1 rRNA gene is annotated in these 579 nt (G+C 45.3%); it reads right to left on the bottom strand.

Annotated elements, in window-relative coordinates:
- Positions 1-264, bottom strand: a 23S ribosomal RNA gene (locus ACFQRG_RS08185); the annotation flags it as partial.
- Positions 265-579: the final 315 nt, after the last annotated feature.

The raw sequence follows: 579 nt of genomic DNA, 5'->3' as shown, positions 1-579 counted from the left end.
TTTCCTTTTCGCTCGCCGCTACTCGGGAAATCGCATTTGCTTTCTCTTCCTCCGGGTACTTAGATGTTTCAGTTCCCCGGGTCTGCCTGCCATATCCTATGGATTCAGATATGACTCCTGCCCGTTAAGGGCAGGGGGTTCCCCCATTCGGAAATCTCCGGATCAAAGCTTACTTACAGCTCCCCGAAGCATATCGGTGTTCGTCCCGTCCTTCATCGGCTCCTAGTGCCAAGGCATCCACCGTACGCTCTTCATAACTTAACCATTCGGTTTGTGATAATCTGCGGCCTTCTTCGTCAACTTCGTTCATCATCATCCTCATGTACGTACCTTGTACACTCCGGTGATGATTCACTGTGTTTCCTCGAATGCCTTGATTCTGACAAACCTCTTTTAAACTTGTGATAACCATTCGGTTTTGACAAGTCTTTTGAGCTTCGTTGGTTTGTATTTACAAACCAATCGAGATGCATCTTGTCTATATATTCGCTATCCAGTTTTCAAGGTTCAATGAAGGATTGTTCCTTCAAAACCAAACAAAAGTGCCAAGCTAAGCTAAGGTCATCATATATTCCTTAG

The organism is Scopulibacillus cellulosilyticus, from assembly GCF_042665295.1.
GTDB lineage: Bacteria > Bacillota > Bacilli > Bacillales > Sporolactobacillaceae > Scopulibacillus_A > Scopulibacillus_A cellulosilyticus.
Note: the sequence above shows the minus strand (reverse complement) of the source record. Positions and strands in the feature narration are given on the sequence as shown.